At 68.9% G+C, this 15465-nt stretch carries 15 protein-coding genes and 1 pseudogene; 12 read left to right on the top strand and 4 right to left on the bottom strand.

Annotated features, from left to right (window positions below):
- The 4 genes and pseudogenes from G6027_RS02840 to G6027_RS02825 form a co-directional block, all read left to right on the top strand.
- Window positions 1-170: pseudogene (locus tag G6027_RS02840) on the top strand (thiolase domain-containing protein); the annotation flags it as partial.
- Window positions 167-685, top strand: a complete 519-nt coding sequence (locus tag G6027_RS02835) for a nuclear transport factor 2 family protein (protein WP_182635236.1) — start codon at window positions 167-169, stop codon at window positions 683-685. The pseudogene G6027_RS02840 and the gene G6027_RS02835, both read left to right, overlap by 4 nt.
- A 2-nt stretch (window positions 686-687) precedes the next feature.
- The gene (locus tag G6027_RS02830) at window positions 688-1593 is read left to right on the top strand and encodes a TIGR03619 family F420-dependent LLM class oxidoreductase (protein ID WP_182635234.1); all 906 of its coding nucleotides are present in this window, start codon (window positions 688-690) and stop codon (window positions 1591-1593) included.
- Window positions 1594-1856: 263 nt separating this feature from the next.
- A complete protein-coding gene (locus tag G6027_RS02825) occupies window positions 1857-2804 on the top strand; it encodes a hypothetical protein (RefSeq protein WP_182635232.1) in 948 nt (315 codons plus the stop codon).
- A gap of 143 nt (window positions 2805-2947) precedes the next feature.
- Here G6027_RS02825 and G6027_RS02820 read toward each other — a convergent pair whose 3' ends face one another.
- Complete coding sequence (locus G6027_RS02820; protein ID WP_182635230.1) at window positions 2948-4006, bottom strand: alpha/beta fold hydrolase; 1059 nt, start codon at window positions 4004-4006, stop codon at window positions 2948-2950.
- A gap of 169 nt (window positions 4007-4175) precedes the next feature.
- On the bottom strand, window positions 4176-5420 hold the full coding sequence (locus G6027_RS02815) for a cytochrome P450 (RefSeq protein ID WP_182635228.1): 1245 nt from the start codon (window positions 5418-5420) through the stop codon (window positions 4176-4178).
- Window positions 5421-5590: 170 nt separating this feature from the next.
- Here G6027_RS02815 and G6027_RS02810 point away from each other — a divergent pair, with 170 nt between their 5' ends.
- The 4 genes from G6027_RS02810 (at window position 5591) to G6027_RS02795 (ending at window position 9726) form a co-directional block, all read left to right on the top strand.
- A complete protein-coding gene (locus tag G6027_RS02810; protein WP_182635226.1) occupies window positions 5591-6757 on the top strand; it encodes a steroid 3-ketoacyl-CoA thiolase in 1167 nt (388 codons plus the stop codon).
- Between the two features lies 1 nt (window position 6758).
- Window positions 6759-7346 carry a GNAT family N-acetyltransferase gene (locus G6027_RS02805; protein WP_182635217.1) on the top strand — a complete coding sequence of 196 codons (588 nt, stop codon included), beginning with the start codon at window positions 6759-6761 and terminating at the stop codon, window positions 7344-7346.
- A gap of 80 nt (window positions 7347-7426) precedes the next feature.
- A complete protein-coding gene (locus tag G6027_RS02800) occupies window positions 7427-7846 on the top strand; it encodes a nitroreductase family deazaflavin-dependent oxidoreductase (protein WP_182635238.1) in 420 nt (139 codons plus the stop codon).
- A gap of 332 nt (window positions 7847-8178) precedes the next feature.
- Window positions 8179-9726: a hypothetical protein gene (locus tag G6027_RS02795; RefSeq protein ID WP_182635215.1), complete on the top strand. Its 1548-nt coding sequence runs from the start codon at window positions 8179-8181 to the stop codon at window positions 9724-9726.
- Window positions 9727-9834: 108 nt separating this feature from the next.
- Here G6027_RS02795 and G6027_RS02790 read toward each other — a convergent pair whose 3' ends face one another.
- Window positions 9835-10752 carry an SDR family oxidoreductase gene (locus tag G6027_RS02790; RefSeq protein WP_182635214.1) on the bottom strand — a complete coding sequence of 306 codons (918 nt, stop codon included), beginning with the start codon at window positions 10750-10752 and terminating at the stop codon, window positions 9835-9837.
- 29 nt (window positions 10753-10781) lie between these two features.
- Complete coding sequence (locus tag G6027_RS02785; protein ID WP_182635212.1) at window positions 10782-11555, bottom strand: SDR family oxidoreductase; 774 nt, start codon at window positions 11553-11555, stop codon at window positions 10782-10784.
- A gap of 78 nt (window positions 11556-11633) precedes the next feature.
- Here G6027_RS02785 and G6027_RS02780 point away from each other — a divergent pair, with 78 nt between their 5' ends.
- Genes G6027_RS02780 through G6027_RS02765 form a run of 4 tightly spaced genes read left to right on the top strand, consistent with a single transcriptional unit; the run spans window position 11634 to window position 15209 of the window.
- Window positions 11634-12428, top strand: coding sequence for an enoyl-CoA hydratase family protein (locus G6027_RS02780; RefSeq protein ID WP_182635211.1), 795 nt, complete (start codon window positions 11634-11636; stop codon window positions 12426-12428).
- Window positions 12425-13360, top strand: coding sequence for a CoA transferase subunit A (locus G6027_RS02775; RefSeq protein ID WP_182635209.1), 936 nt, complete (start codon window positions 12425-12427; stop codon window positions 13358-13360). Before G6027_RS02780 ends, G6027_RS02775 begins: the two co-directional genes overlap by 4 nt.
- Complete coding sequence (locus tag G6027_RS02770; protein WP_182635207.1) at window positions 13360-14130, top strand: CoA-transferase; 771 nt, start codon at window positions 13360-13362, stop codon at window positions 14128-14130. Before G6027_RS02775 ends, G6027_RS02770 begins: the two co-directional genes overlap by 1 nt.
- Complete coding sequence (locus G6027_RS02765) at window positions 14127-15209, top strand: nitronate monooxygenase (protein ID WP_182635206.1); 1083 nt, start codon at window positions 14127-14129, stop codon at window positions 15207-15209. Before G6027_RS02770 ends, G6027_RS02765 begins: the two co-directional genes overlap by 4 nt.
- The last annotated feature ends 256 nt before the right edge of the window (window positions 15210-15465 follow it).

The raw sequence follows: 15465 nt of genomic DNA, 5'->3' as shown, positions 1-15465 counted from the left end.
TTCCGATCGGCGCCTCCGGGATGCTGCGCTTCGCCGAGGCCGCACGGCAGGTCATGGGCCGCGCTGACGAGCACCAGGTCCCGGGAGCACGCAAGGCCCTCGGCCACGCCTACGGCGGCGGGTCCCAGTACTTCTCGATGTGGGTTGTCGGAACGGAGCGCAAGGAATGAGCAACCCCTACCTGGATGAGACCGGCCAGTACCGGCCGCTCGAGATGAGCGACGCCGCCCTGGCCAGCCCCGCCTACGCCGCCGCGCGCCGCTCGTGGGCCGCGACCAACGCCGGCGACCGCGACGCCTGGATCGCCGGATGGTCCCCCGAGGGCACCATCGAGGATCCCGTGGGACCGTCGATGTTCGACGCCGAGGGCATCGGCCACACCGGCACGCAGCGGCTCCTGGAGTTCTGGGAGAAAGCCGTGGCCACACCGGACCACATCGAGTTCCGCTTCGATCGCGGGATCGCCGTGGGCGACGAACTGCTCTGCATCGGCACCATGCGCACCCACATGGGCGAGAACGTCATGGAAATCGACATCGCCGTGGACTACCGGGTCGACTCCGACGGCCGTCTGGTCTCCCTTCGCGCCTTCTGGGAGCAGGACGTGGCCATGTCCTCGGGACTGCGGCCGCTCACCGACGACGACAGGGCTGCCATCGCCGGCGCCGCCGGAAAGGGCCAGTGACCATGAGCCGCGTAGTGGACGCCGAGTTCTCCGTCCCCATCTCCTTCTCCCCCGTCGACCAGATCATCGACATCGCCCGCGGTGCCGAGGCCGCCGGCTTCGACCGGATCGTCCTGCCCGACTCGCTGTTCCACCCGCGGCGCCAGGACAAGGACTACCCGTACACCCCCGACGGTTCGCGCATGTGGGACGCCAGCACCCAGTGGGTCGAGCCGCTCATCGCCTCCGCCGCCATGGGTGGGGCCACCTCGACCATCCGCTTCTGTCCGCAGGTGCTCAAGGTCGGTCCGCGCAATCCACTGCTGCTCACCAGGCAGGTCGCGTCGGTGGCGCTGCTCACCGGGAACCGGTTGGACCTCGGCGTGGGCATCGGCTGGGATCCCAACGAGTTCGAGTGGTGCGGCGCGCCGTTCAAGGGGCGTGGCAAGCGCACGGACGAGTCGCTGGCGATCATGCGCCAGGCGCTGCGGGGTGAGTGGATGGACTTCCACGGCCAGCACTTCGACTTCGACGAGCTGATCTTCACCCCCGCCCCGAGCGAGCAGGTGCCGTTCTACGTGGGCGGGCACACCGAGATCGCGCTCAAGCGGGCCGCACGCGTGGGCCAGGGATGGACCAGCGCCATGATGGGGTACGACGAGATCGTCACCACCGTCGGGCGGCTCGGAGAACTCCTCGAGGCCGACGGTCGTTCGCTGGCCGACCGCGGCGACGGCAAGCCCTTCGCCATCCAGGTGGTCTGCCTCGACCGCTTCGGCACCCGGGGCTTCACGGAGTTGGCGGAGGCCGGGGTCACCGACATCATCGTGATGCCCTGGATGGTCGACGGCCACGGGTTCGACTGCTCCACCGAGCAGAAGCTCGAGTCCATCGCCGCCTTCGGCGAGAAGTACGGCCTCGGTTCCTGAGCCACTGACGGCCTCCTCGGGCGACGGCGGCCCTCGTCGTCGTCGCCCCCGTCGCACTCCCCGCCCCCATCTCTTAGTCGACGCTACGCAGCGATTCGTCGACGCAGCGCAGACGATGAGGCTCCCTCGCGCGAGTGGCGTCGACCAAACTCCCGCATCGCGGCCCCGCGGGGGATGTGGACCCTGTGGATCGTCGTCTATTCCATCCACACGAGCTCAGTCGGAGCATCGCATGAGGCCACGCCTCGACGACCATCGAGCGCATGCACCGGAACAACCCGACGACTCGGCAACTCCCAGGCCCCCTCGACCGCGATGCGCTCGCCGCGGCTGTCCGCGCGGGCCGTCCCTTCGCGGCGAGAGATGCACTCGACCGCGGAGTCCTCAGCCGGCACGGGTTGGCGACGAGGTTCACAGCACTGCACCCCGGGGTGTACATCGCGAGCTACGCCCGACCCACCGTCGCCGACCGCATTGACGCCGCAGCATTGTGGGCGCCTGCGGACGCGGTGCTCGCTGGCTGGGCGGTTGCTCACCTGCACGGCGAGAAGTGGTACTCGCCCCGAGAATGCGCGCGTGTCATCGATGTCCACTCACCGCGTCCGCTCCGGGCCACACCGGGCATCCGGGTGCGCCGGACATCGCGCGCGGTCCCCGAGGCCGATCTCCGCCGCTTCGCCGGAATCCGGACAACGAGCGCAGCGAGAGCCGCGGTAGACATCGCACGGTGGACACGGGGAGCAGACGAGAAGGTCTGCGCCGTGGACTCGGTCTGCAACTCCAGCGGCATCAGCCTGGACGACGTCGCGGCAGCAGCAGGTCGGATGGTGGGCCAGCATTGCGTCAAGGCGGCCACGACGCTTCTTCGCCTGTGTGACCCTCTCGCGCAATCGCCCCAGGAGAGCCTGCTCCGATTGTCCGTCGCGCGGTCCGATCTGCCCACTCCGACCAGCCAGTTGGAGATCTACAACGAGTACCAGCAGAAAGTGGCCACCGCGGATCTCGGATACGAACGCGAGATGGTCGCGATCTTCTATGACGGGCGCCATCATGGCCGCGAGGAGCAGTGGACCTACGATCTGCAGGTGACAGCGATCCTCACGGACATGGGCTGGCAGGTCGTCAGGGTCGCCACCGGAATGACACAGGGGATCGTGATCCGGCACATCAGAGCCGCCCTCCAGCGCAGCCGCCGCCATCTCGGATACTGACGCACCCTCAGCAGACCTCAGCAGCCGGATTGGTTCCCGGGTTTCTGCGCCGTCTTCGATCACTCGCTCAGATCGCGACGCACGCGCCCAGTCTGGTCGACAGGAGATGCGTCAGCGGCCGCGGTGGGCGTCGAGGTGTCGACTCAACGCTGGGAGACGTCGACCGAACTAGACGAAATGTCCGCCAGGCAGGCGAGGATCTCCCGGTGGGTATCCTCCGTGGCCTCCAGGTGCATGAGATGTCCCGCCGGTGAGGAGATCGCACGCACCATCCGCACATCGTCGTGATGGCGCCCGAGCTTGGAGAGCGGATCCCGGCCGTGGAATCCCTCGAGGTCCGGGTCGTGCTCGGAGTAGAGGAAGTAGAACGGCACGGGGTTGGTCTGCCGCTCGAATTTCTTGCGAGCGAACCACGACACGTCCATCGCCCGGTACCACTGCAGCGGCCCCGCGAACCCCGTGCGCGCGTACTCGGCCTCGTAGACGTCCATCTCCTCGACGGTGAACCAGCTCCACGGCAGCGGCGGCGCCTCGGGCAGCGCCTCGAGATAGGTCGACCCCGGGGGATGCTGCCAGACGTCGAGGTAGTGGTACTCGGCGGACAGCGCGTAGAAGACCCGGGTGAGGAATTCGCGCTCGCGACCGGCGAGATCGGCCTCCGCCACTCCCGGCTGCGTGAGGTAGTTGAGGTGCAGGAAGTGCTTCTCGGCCATCATCGCCGAGCCCTCCAGCGGCGGAACCGACCCTGCGGTTCCCATGAACGGGTTCTCCATCCCGATCACCGCGCGCACCCGTCCCGGTTCCAGATGGCAGGTGTCGTACGCAACGCCCGCCCCGAAATCGAAGCCCACCAGTACGACGCGCTCCGCGCCCTCGGCGCCGCATACCGCCAGGACGTCATCGACCACCTCACGCGGCGAGTACGCCTCGACGTCGGCGGGCGCGTCCGAACGCCCCATGCCGCGCAGGTCGGGCGCGATGACCCGCCACCCGGCGGCGGCGAGGACGGGGATCATGCGGTGCCAGGTGAACCAGAAGTGGGGGAAGCCGTGGATGAGGACCACTGTGCCCAGGGGGCCGTCCGCCGACGCGGGGTGACCGTCCGCGGGCGCGGGGTGACCGTCCGCCGACGCGGGGTCGGGCTCTGCGATGACGTAGTGAAGACGAACGCCGTCTCGATCGACGTAGCGGTGGTCGAGCATGTTTTTTACCTTCCCTCTTCCCGCCTTCGCCCGATGGGATTCGACCGAATCGGTGGAGCCATTCAGGGAGACGACGACGAGGCCCGCCCCGAGAGAACCGACGGCCCCGACCCGGCCTGGCGAGAAGGCGGGGTCGGGGCCGTGGGCCGGGCGTCGTACCGGACTCAGATCAGCGCATGACCGGGCACTTGTAGTCGACCGACCACTCGGTGATGCCGTTGAGCCACCCCGAACGGATGCGGGACGGCTCGCCGAGGGCCTCCAGGTTGGGGAGGTGGTCCGCGATGGCGTTGAAGATCAGCTCGATCTGCAGCCTGGCCAGGTTCGCCCCGATGCAGTAGTGCGGGCCGTTCCCGCCGAAGCTCAGATGCGGGTTGGGGTCGCGGAGGATGTTGAACGAGAAGGGGTCGGAGAAGACGTCCTCGTCGAAGTTCGCCGAACCGTACATGATCGCGGCGCGGTCGCCCTTCTTCATGGTCACGCCCCCGATCTCGACGTCCTCGGTGGCGGTGCGCTGGAACGAGGTGATCGGCGAGGCCCAGCGGAGGATCTCGTCGTAGGCGGTCGCGGGACGCTCGGCCTTGAACAGCTCCCACTGGTCGGGGTTGTCGAGGAAGGCGATCATCCCGTGCGTGGTGGCGTTGCGGGTGGTCTCGTTGCCGGCGACGGCCAGCAGGACCACGAACCAGCCGAACTCGTCGGCGGTGAGCCTCTCGCCGTCGATGTCGGCCTGGATGAGCTTAGTAACCAGGTCGTCGCGGGGGTCGACCTCACGCTTGGCCGCGAGTTCCTGCGCGTACGACAGGACCATGGCGTTGGCCATCTGCGACTCCTCGACCTTGCCGGGCACGTCGTAGCTCGTCATCTGGTTGGACCACTCGAAGATCTGGTGCCGGTCCTCGAGGGGGATTCCGATGAGCTCGGCGATCGCCTGCAATGGCAGCTCGGAGGCGACCTCGGTGATGAAGTCGCCGCTGCCCTTGGCGGCCGCCGTCTCCACGATGACGCGGGCCTTCTCGGCCAGGTGCTCGCGCAGCTTCTCGATGTTGCGCGGGGTGAAGCCCTTGGAGATGGTGCGCCGGTACTTCTTGTGCTCCTCGCCGTCCTGGTTGATGAACAGAAGGCGGGTCAGCTCGACGATCTCCCGCTCGGTACCCGGTGCGAAGCGCGGGATCGCAGTGTTCTCAAAAGTGGAGAACACCTCGTTGGTGCGACGCGAGATCTCCTTGACGTCCTCGTGCTTGGTGACGACCCAGTACCCGTGGTCGTCGAAGCCGTCGGCTCCGGGCTCGTTGGAGCACCACCGGATCGGCTCGGTGCGCCGGAGGTGCGCCCACTCCGGATGCGGGAGCCGCTTCTCGTAGAGCTCCGGGTCCGTGAAGTCGAAACCCTCGGGGATGGTGACTGCCTGCACTGGTACTCCTTGACCGCGTCGGATGCGTCTCGTGCTCGTCGACCGACGACCCCGGGATACTGCGAACCCGGGGCCCGAGCGGTAATCTAGAACACGTTCCACCCACCATACTAGAACACGTTCCCCCTGGGTCCCTGTTTCATCGGGCCCGGTCACCCGGAAGGACCACCATGGGCAATCCCGTCATCGTCGAGGCCGTTCGCACCCCGATCGGCAAGGCTCGCGGCGCGCTGTCGGGCCTGCACCCCGCGCACCTGCTGGGCGCCTCCCAGAAGGAGGTCATCCGTCGCGCCGGGATCGACGCGTCGCTGGTCGAGCAGGTCGTGGGCGGGTGCGTCACCCAGGCCGGCGCCCAGGGCAACAACGTCACCCGCGGCGCGTGGCTCGCCTCCGGGCTGCCGTGGCAAACCGCGTGCACGACCATCGACTGCCAGTGCTCGTCCGCCCAGCAGGCCAACCACTTCATCGCCAACCTCATCCACGCCGGAGCCATGGACGTGGGGATCGCCTGCGGGGTCGAGTCGATGAGCTGGATCGCCCTGCGCGCGGCGGTCGGCAACGGGGAGAACGGCATGCCGCGGCCCGATGACTGGGAGATCGACCTGCCCGACCAGTTCACCGCCGCGGACCGTATCGCCGCACGTCGGGGGATCACCCGCGAGCAACTCGAGGAGCTCGGCGTGCGTTCCCAGGCCAACGCCAAGCGGGCATGGGACGAGGGACGGTTCGACCGCGAGACATTCGCCGTCGACGCACCCGAGCGCCTCAAGGACGGCACGTACACCGGCGGCACGGTGTCCGTCACCCGGGACCAGGGCCTGCGCGAGACCACCGCGGAGGCGCTCGCCGGCCTCAAGCCGGTGCTGGAGGGTGGCCTGCACACCGCCGGCACCTCCAGTCAGATGTCCGACGGTTCGGCCGCGGTCCTGCTCATGGACGAGGACGTCGCCAAGGCACACGGACTCCGCCCCCGCGCGCGGATCGTCCACCAGGCACTCGTCGGCGGCGAGCCCGAGTTCCACCTTGACGGCCCCGTCCAGGCCACCCAGCGCGTGCTCGACCGGTCGGGGATGTCCATCTCCGACTTCGACCTCTTCGAGTGCAACGAGGCCTTCGCCTCCGTCCTGCTCAGCTGGGCGCAGGTCCACGGGCCGGACATGGACAAGGTCAACGTCAACGGCGGCGCCATCGCGATCGGACATCCCGTCGGCAGCACCGGGGCTAGGCTCATCACGACCGCCCTGCACGAGCTCGAGCGCACGGACGGCGACCGCGCCCTCATCACGATGTGCGCGGGCGGCGCCCAGGCCTCGGCGAGCATCATCGAGAGGATCTGACATGAGCAGCAACGCCATCGAGACAGCCGCAGCCCGCAGGAGCGAGGTCTTCGCCGCCCTCGCATCGGCGGAGACGAGGCAGGACGCCGCGACGGCCCTGGCCGACCTCCTCTCCATTCCTTCCGACGAGGCCGAATCAGTCCTCAGGGCACCGCTGGAGAACCTGCTGGGCCAGTCGGGCGGCGCATCCGACCGGGCGGGACAGGGCGGGTTCACTCTTCACCCGTTCCGCGACTCGGAGGACCACAAGTCCCTCTTCCACTCCCGGTCCTCGGACGAGACCTCCGCGACCGGCGGCGCGTGGGACGAACAGAAGACCGAGGCCGAACTGCGTGAGGGACTGCGGCGCGTGGAGGCCGAGTCGGCCATGTGGTTCGTCGCCGTGGACACCTCTCGCGGCCAGTCGGTGGGCCTGGTGTTCGGCGAGCAGATCGACGACGGCGATGTCGACGTCGCCATCTGGATCCACCCCGAGGAGCGCAAGAAGGGCTTCGGTCTGGCGGCGCTGAAGGAGAGCCGGCGCGAGTTGGCGGCGTTCTTCCCGGGCAAGCACGTGATCGTCCGCGCGCCGCTGCCGGGGTCGAAGTGAGCGAGAGCCACCCCGGGGTGGAGACCGGCGTGGACGACCCCCGGCGCTCCAAGCCGTGGGTCCTCGGCATCATCAAGGTGATGTCCCGCGTCAACACCTGGACGTACCGCGTCTCCGGCGGCCGGATCGGCGGCAACTGGCGGGTGGGATCGGCGCTGAAGGCACCTGTTCCGGTCTGCCTGGTGACCACGACGGGCCGCAAGTCCGGCGAACCGCGCACGGTGCCGCTGCTCCACCTCCCGGACGGCGACCGGGTCCTGCTGGTCGCCTCACAGGGGGGCCTGCCCAAGCACCCGCAGTGGTACAGGAACGTCCTGGTGAACCCCGAGGTCACGATCCAGGTCGGACGAAGGACCCGAGCGATGACGGCGAGGGAGGCGACCGCGGAGGAGCGTGCCGAACTCTGGCCCCGACTCGTCGAGCGCTACTCGGACTTCGCCTCGTACCAGGCCAACACGAGCAGAGTCATCCCGGTGGTGATCTGCGAACCGCTCGGCTGACGCCGGCACCCCTACCCCGGCCGGGGCCTCTCCACGCGAGAGGTCCCGGCCGCTGTCGTCTGCACGGGATCCCACCCGGCCGCTGCGGTTCAGCCGGGCGCCCCGCGTCCGCGATCGCGTCGTTCTGGGGGTTCGTTTACCCCGTGCACAGGTGTTGACGAGTGTTTATCAACCCCATATCACCTCATTGGCCACTTGCGTACCACTTCCTGAGCAAACCGTTGACACCCACTCAGCCTTAGAGGATTCTCATCTAGGTGAAGCAGCCGGTCCGGCGAGCACCAGATAGACGCGGTCCCGACAGGACCACCACCATTGAGAGGACTTCTTCCGTGAACAAGTCAACAAAGGCCGCAGCCGTCGCTGCGACCGCGGCGCTCGCCATCTCCGGTGCAACCGGTACTGCCAGCGCCCAGAGCGCCCTCCCGGATTTCGGGATTATCGGCGACCTCCTCGACCCGTTTACCGGTTCCGCCGGTGACCTCGCCGGGGGATCGTCAGGCTTGAGCCCGCTCGAGGGCTCCGCATCGTTCCCCGGCTCCTCGGATTTCCCCAGCTCGGCTGGGCTGTCCTCTGACCTTCCCGCCTTCAGCTCGGATCCCCTCGGCGGTTCCTCCGAGCTGCCCGCTCTCAGCTCCGATCCTCTCGGTGGGTCGTCTGCCTTGCCGGCCAGCTCGGACCTGCTCGGCGGCTCGTCGGAAATCGGCTCCACGGACATGGCTCCGCTCTCCACAGACCTCCTCGGGGGTTCCGCTGAGTTCGGCTCGACCGATGTCGGCTCCCTCGGCATGATGCCCCTGTCCAGCGACCTACTCGGCGGATCGGCGGAGCTTCCCGCCTCGTCCGAGCTCCCGCCGCTGTCCACCGACCTGCTCGGTGGCTCCGCCGAGTTCGGCTCCACCGAGGTCGGCTCCGCCGGCATGGCCCCGCTGTCCACCGAACTTCTGGTGGGTTCGGGGGACGTGGGATCGGCAGGCATGACGCCGCTGTCCACGGATCTCCTCGGAGGCTCCGCCGAGTTCGGTTCGACCGAGGTCGGATCCCTCGGCATGACGCCGTTGTCCACGGAGCTCGATCTCCTCGGCGGTTCCGCGGAGTTCACCTCGTCCGATCTCGCGCCCCTCACCGGGTCCGAGGGCATGGGTTCGCTGGGGATGACCCCGCTGTCGACCGAGCTCAACTTCCTCGGCGGGTCCGCGGAACTCCCGCCGCTGTCCGCCAACTTCCCGGACGGTTCGACCGAGGGCATCGGCGGCTCCGCCGAACTCGTCGGCGAGGGGCTCGCCGGGTCGCTGACCAACGGGTCCGCCAACCAGCTCGCCGGCTCGGTGGAGAGCAACTCCGCCGACCCGATCATCGGGTCGATCGCCGAGGGCGGGATCCTGCCCGCGCTGTCCGGCTCCCTCGAGGAGGTCTCCGGATCCCTCTCGGGCAACAGTGGCTCCACGGGCCAGAGTTCGGACCTGATCACCGGCTCCACCGGTGGTAGCGCCGACGTGCTGACCGGTTCCTTCGGTGAGCTCACCGAGGTCAACGGCTCGCTCACCGCGCTGACCGGTTCGCTGGAGAACGGCTCCGTCCAGGGCACGTTCTCGACCAACCTCGGATCGGAGATGGGTGCGCTCAGCTCCCTGGAGGCCGCGGCGAGCCTGGGCGGCGAGAGCGGTTCGGGAATCGCACTGCTTCCGGTCCTGTCCCTGGGCGGCACGCTCGTCCTCGCGGGCGCCGCGATCAACGGAGGCGTGGCACTCCCCGGCCTGCCGCCGATGCCTGGCCTGCCGCCGCTGCCCACCATCTGCGACCTGCCCCAGGAGCAGGTCGACCAGCTCGCGGGCGCCGGATCGGTTCACGCGCAGGACTGCCCGGATCCCGAGAACTGAGTCACCTGATGCCGGGCGCTGAGCCGGGCATCAGAGAAGGAGCCCCGCACCATCACGGTGCGGGGCTCCTCCTCGCAGCTCAGGCGGGCGCGGATCAGAGCGGGTAGGTCAGCGAGCGCCGTACACGGGTACCGGCGCCGGGGACTCGGAGAGCAGTCGCGGGACCACCGATCCGAGCTCTGCCGGGTCCCACTTTGCACCCTTGTCCTCGGACGCAGCGCGCTGCCATCCGTCGCACACGGTGACCTTTCCGCCCTCGACCTCGAACACGCGGCCGGTGACCTCGGCCGACTCCGCCGACCCGAGCCACACGACCAGCGGCGAGACGTTGGCAGGGTCCATGGCGTCGAATGAGCCGTCCTCGGGCGCGGCCATCTGCGAGGCCATGCCCTCTCCAGCGGAGGTGGTCATGCGGGTCCGTGCGGCGGGAGCGATGGCGTTGGCGGTGACGCCGTAGCCCTTCATCTCCGCGGCGGTCTGGACAGTCAGCAGCGCGATGCCGGCCTTCGCCGTGGCGTAGTTGCCCTGCCCCACCGAACCGAAGAGTCCGGCTCCCGACGAGGTGTTGATGACCCGGGCCTGGCGGGGGCGGCCGGCCTTCGACTCGGCGCGCCAGTACTCGGCGGCGTGCCGCAACGGAGCGAAGTGGCCCTTGAGATGGACGGTGATCACGTTGTCCCAGTCCTGCTCCCCCATGCCGACGAGCATCTTGTCGCGGAGGAAACCGGCGTTGTTGACCAACACGTCGAGTCCCCCGAAGTGGTCGATCGCCTGCTGGACGAGTTCACGTGCACCTTCCCACGAGGAGATGTCGTTGCCGTTGACCACGGCGTCGCCGCCGGCAGCCTTGATCTCGGCCACGACCTGCTCCGCCGGGGACTCCCCCACGTCCGAGCCGTCGAGCCCAGCGCCCAGGTCGTTGACCACGACCTTGGCTCCCTCGGCCGCGAAGGCCAGGGCGTGCTCCCGGCCGATGCCGCGGCCCGCACCGGTGACGATGACGACGCGTCCGTCGCAGATTCCCATGGTTCTCCTTGGATAGTTGTTCGGTGATGTCAGGAACTGGTGTTGGCGTTGGCAGCCGAGAGGAACGCCGGCTTCTCGCCGCCACCGTGGACCAGGAGTTCGGCGCCCGTGATGTAGGCCGCCAACGGTGAGGCCAGGAACGCGGCCGCCTGGCCCACGTCCCGCGGGTCCGCCATCCGACCCATGGGGATGGTGGCGTCGACCGCGGCCACGCCCTCGGAGTCCCCGTAGTGCATCTCGGCGAGCTCGGTCTTGACCGGGCCCACCACCACAGAGTTGATCCGCACGGCGGGCGCCCATTCGACGGCGAGGGACTGCGTGAGCGAGTCGATGCCGGCCTTGGCCGCGCCGTACGAGGCGGTCCCGGGCGAGGGCCGGTGGCCGGAGACCGACGAGATGTTGACGATCGCCCCGCCGGTCGGTTGCATCACCCGGTTCGCCTCCTGCGCCACCGTGAGCGCGGACAGCAGGTTCAACGCGATGATCTTGGAGTGGAAGTTGGCGCTGGCGTCGGCCGCCAGGGCGAACGGCGCACCGCCGGCGTTGTTGACCACCACGTCCAGCCGGCCGTGTCGGTCCACGATCCGGTCGACCATCGCACGGACCGCGTCGGGGTCCCGGAGGTCGACGGAGTGGAACTCGAGATCCGCCACGTCGGACCCGTCGTCGGCGGGACGACGCGCGCAGGTGACGACGACGGCACCGGCTTCGCGGAAGACCCTGCTGATCCCCGCGCCGACGCCACGGACGCCGCCCGTGACGAGGACGACAGTGCCCGCCAGACCCAGATCGATGTTCGACATGCGTGCTAGCCTACCAAGCAAGCGTTTGGTTAGTCACCCGACCGCTGAAGCGCAGCGGCGGCGTGCGAAGGGAGCACCATGGGCATCAGTGTCGACAAAGGAGCAGACGGCATCGCGACCGTCACCGTCGACTTTCCCCCCGTCAACGCCATCCCGTCCGCGGGATGGTTCGAACTCGGCGAGCAGATCCTCGCCGCCGGGCGCGACCCGGAGGTCCACGTGGTGATCCTCCGGGCCGAGGGCCGGGGGTTCAACGCGGGTGTCGACATCAAGGAAATGCAGGACTTCGAGGGCTTCGACCATCTCCTCGCCGCCAACCGCGGGTGCTATGTGGCCTTTAACGCCGTCTACGAGTGCGCGGTCCCCGTGATCGCCGCCGTGAACGGGTTCTGCGTCGGCGGCGGCATCGGACTCGTGGGGAACGCGGACTGCATCGTCGCCTCCGACGACGCGGTGTTCGGGCTGCCCGAGGTGGACCGGGGGGCGCTCGGCGCCGCCACGCACCTCGCGCGCATGGTCCCCGCGCACATGATGCGCACCCTGTATTTCACGTCGCGCACCGTCACCGCCCAGCAGCTCCACTCGTGGGGGACGGTGTACGAGGTGGTGCCCCGTGACCGGCTGGACGCCGCGGCGCGTGACCTCGCGGAGACGATCGCGGCCAAGGACACCCGGGTGATCCGCGCGGCGAAGGAAGCCATCAACCACATCGACCCGGTCGACGTGAAGACCTCGTACCGCATGGAGCAGGGCTTCACCTTCGAGCTCAACCTCGCCGGCGTGGCCGACGAGCACCGGGATGAGTTCGTCAAGACGGGCCGGAACCTGGACAGACGAGACAACAGATCCGAGAGGACGGGCGAGAACAAGTGACGACGACCCCCACCCCGCGCGACAAGCGCACCAGTCTCGACGAGGCCGTGGGACGCCTCTCCAGCGGCATGACCATCGGCATCGGCGGTTGGGGTTCGCGGCGCAAGCCGATGGCGCTCATCCGCGCGATCCTGCGCCGCGAGGACCTGACCGACCTCACGGTCGTCACCTTCGGCGGCCCGGACCTGGGGCTGCTGTGCTCGGCCGGGAAGGTCTCCAAGGCCTACTACGGCTTCGTCTCACTGGACTCCGCGCCGTTCTACGACCCGTGGTTCGCACGCCGCCGCACCGAGGGATCGATCATCTCCCGCGAGATGGACGAGGGCATGGTCCGCGCCGGCCTCACCGCCGCGGCGCACCGCCTGCCGTTCCTCCCAACGCGCGCCGGTCTCGGTTCGGACGTGTTCCGGTTCTGGGGCGACGAGCTCAAGACCGTCGACTCGCCGTACCCGGTGGGCGGCGAGACCGAGACGCTGGTGGCGATGCCGGCCCTGCGCATGGACGCCGCCCTGATCCACCTGGACAAGTCCGACAAGCACGGCAACGCCGCGTACACCGGCGTCGACGGCTACTTCGACGACCTCTACGCGATGGCCGCCGACACGGTCCTGCTCGAGGTCGACGAGGTCGTGGAGTCGGCGGACGCCCTGATGAACGAGGTGGGCCCGCAGCGCATGCTGCTGAGCCGGATGTTCGTCGACACCGTCTCCGAGGCGCCGAACGGCGCACACTTCACCTTTGCCGGCGGTTACGGCCGTGACGAGGCCTTCCAGCGGCACTACGCCTCCTCGGCCAAGGACGACGCGTCGTGGGCGGCCTTCGTCTCCGAGTTCCTGTCCGGGTCCGAGGAGGACTACCAGAAGGCGGTCACCGCGTTCGCGGAGAAGGCCGCCGCCGACAAGGCCGCCGCTGCAGACAAGGGAGCCAAGTGATGACCGACACCACCACCCAGTCCGTCAGCCGGGCCGAGTACTGCGCGGTGGCGTGCGCGGAGATCTTCGCCGGCGCCGGCGAGATCTTCGCCTCCCCCATGACGCCCATGGCCACCATCGGCGCCCGCCTCGCGCGCCTGACCACCGAGCCGGACCTGCTCATCACCGACGGCGAGTACCGCTTCCTCGCCCAGACCCCTCCGCTGGGCAAGGTCATCGACTTCGAGGGGTACATCCCGTTCCCCCGCGTGTTCGACGTCCTCCAGGCCGGCACCCGCCACGTCGTGATGGGGGCCAACCAGATCGACAGGTTCGGCAACCAGAACCTCTCGGCCTTCGGCGACGACGTCCAGAAGCCCGCCCGCCAGATGTTCGGCCTGCGCGGGGCGCCCGGCAACTCAATAAACCACGCCACCAGCTACTGGGTGGGCAAGCACTCCACCCGCGTCTTCACCGAGAAGGTCGACATCATCTGCGGCGTGGGCTACGACCGGTACGACGAGGGCGACCCCGCATTCCGCTACCACCACCTCCACCGCGTTGTCTCCAACCTGGGCGTCTTCGACTTCGGCGGCGCCGACCGCGGCATGCGCGCGGTGAGCCTCCACCCGGGCGTGACCGCGGACGAGGTCGCGGACAACACCGGGTTCGAGATCGAGGGGCTGGCCGAGGCCGGCGTCACCCGTGACCCGTCCGCCGAGGAACTCCGCATCATCCGCGAGGTCCTCGACCCGCGTGGGTTCCGCGACCGTGAGGTGCCGGCCGCGTGAACGCCCCCACCATCACCACGGCCTTCACCGAATTGGTCGGAGTCGAGTACCCGATCGTCCAGACGGGTATGGGCTGGGTATCCGGACCGGAGCTCACCGCGGCCACCGCCAACGCCGGAGGCCTGGGGATCATCGCCTCGGCCACCATGACGTACGCGGAGCTCGAGAACGCCATCGTCCGCACCAAGGAGCTGACCACCAAGCCCTTCGGGGTCAACCTCCGCGCCGACGCCGAGGACGCCGCCGAGCGGTGCGAGCTCATGATCCGTCACGGGGTGAGGGTCGCGTCGTTCGCTCTCGCGCCCAAACCGGAGTTGATCGCCAGGTTGAAGGAGAACGGCCTCGTCGTCGTCCCCTCGATCGGTGCGGCCAAGCACGCCGTCAAGGTGGCCTCCTGGGGCGCCGACGCGGTGATCGTCCAGGGCGGCGAGGGCGGCGGACACACCGGACCGGTGGCCACGACGCTGTTGCTGCCGAGTGTCATCGACGCCCTCGGCGGAGCCGGGAACACCTCCATCCCCGTGATCGCGGGTGGAGGGTTCTTCGACGGCCGTGGCCTGGTGGCCGCGCTCGCCTACGGAGCCGCCGGCGTCGCGATGGGCACGCGGTTCCTGCTCACCAGCGACTCCCGCGTGCCGGACGCGGTCAAGAAGCAATACCTGGAGAAGGGACTGCAGGACACCGTCGTCTCCACCCGTGTCGACGGCATGCCGCACCGCGTCCTGCGCACTGGCCTAGTCAACGCCCTCGAGTCGGGCAGCCCCGTCAAGGGGATGCTGGCGGCCGTCCAGAACGCCAACAAGTTCAAGTCCATGACGGGCATGAAGTGGCAGGCCCTCGCCAGGGACGGCCTCAACATGAAGAAGGCCTCCGACCGCACCTGGCAGCAGATCGTCATGGCCGCCAACACCCCGATGCTGCTCAAGGCCGGACTGGTCGAGGGAAACACCGAGGCCGGCGTCCTGGCCTCCGGTCAGGTCGTGGGCATGATCGAGGACCTGCCCAGCTGCGACGAGCTGATCCAACGGATCATGGGCCAGGCGCATCAGCGCCTGGAAACCCTGCGGGACCTCGGCTAGGAACCCTATCCGGCACACCAGCAACTCCACTACCGCACCCGCCGGCCATGCAGGCCAGCGGGTGCGGTCATCTTCACCTAATCAGCACTTCCTCAGGAGTTTCTTGGCCTATTCTGAGACCCGTTGTCCGCCAACCGCGGACTCCACCCCACACCCTCAGGAGAACACTATGACCTCCCCCCGTACCGCCGTCCGTACCGCGGCCGTCCTCGGCGCCACCGCCGCCCTGACCCTCGCCGGCGCCGGCGCCGCGTCC

This window comes from Dietzia sp. SLG310A2-38A2 (genome assembly GCF_014145095.1).
Classification (GTDB): domain Bacteria; phylum Actinomycetota; class Actinomycetes; order Mycobacteriales; family Mycobacteriaceae; genus Dietzia.
Note: the sequence above shows the minus strand (reverse complement) of the source record. Positions and strands in the feature narration are given on the sequence as shown.